The organism is Phytobacter sp. V69 (assembly GCF_965644215.1).
GTDB lineage: Bacteria > Pseudomonadota > Gammaproteobacteria > Enterobacterales > Enterobacteriaceae > Phytobacter.
In genome coordinates, this window is record NZ_CBFFRL010000471.1 from 1 (window position 1) to 800 (window position 800).

Below are 800 nucleotides of genomic sequence, written 5' to 3' on the forward strand. Positions count from 1 at the left end.
CGCGCCGCCCGGCAGGCTTTTGTAGATGGCATGGGCTTTTTCAATCTGCGCCCAGTCAATCTCCACGCCCAGGCCCGGTGCGTCCGGCACGGCAATCTGCCCACCTTTGATTTGCAGCGGCGCTTTGGTCAGGCGCGCTTCGCCTTCCTGCCAGATCCAGTGGGTGTCGATAGCGGTCGGGTTACCCGGTGCCGCTGCGCCCACGTGGGTGAACATCGCCAGCGAAATGTCGAAGTGGTTGTTGGAGTGGCAACCCCAGGTCAGACCCCAGTCGTCACACAGCTGCGCCACGCGCACCGCACCGGACAGCGTCCAGAAGTGCGGGTCCGCCAGCGGGATGTCCACCGCGTTCAGCATCACCGAGTGGCCCATTTCACGCCAGTTGGTGGCAATCATGTTGGTGGCAACCGGCAGACCGGTGGCGCGACGGAATTCCGCCATCACTTCGCGCCCGGAGAAGCCCTGCTCTGCACCACACGGGTCTTCCGCATAGGTCAGCACATCCTGCAGCCCTTTACACAGCTCAATGGCTTCATCCAGCAGCCAGGCGCCGTTCGGGTCCACGGTGATACGCGCATCCGGGAAGCGTTTTTTCAGTTCACGTGCGGTTTCAATCTCTTTCTCACCAGGCAGCACGCCGCCTTTCAGTTTGAAATCTTTGAAGCCGTAGCGGTCCTGAGAGGCCTCCGCCAGACGCACCACCGCCTCGCTGTTCATCGCTTCCTGGTGACGCAGGTGATACCAGTCGTGGTTGCCGTCGGTTTTGTCGAGGTACGGCAGGTCGGTTTTGGTGCGGTCGC

Annotated in this window: 1 protein-coding gene; it reads right to left on the reverse strand. The window is 62.1% G+C overall.

The features are described 5' to 3' along the window. A partial coding sequence (locus ACSZPU_RS26050) for an enolase C-terminal domain-like protein (protein ID WP_499004513.1) occupies window positions 1-800 on the reverse strand: 800 nt, incomplete at both ends.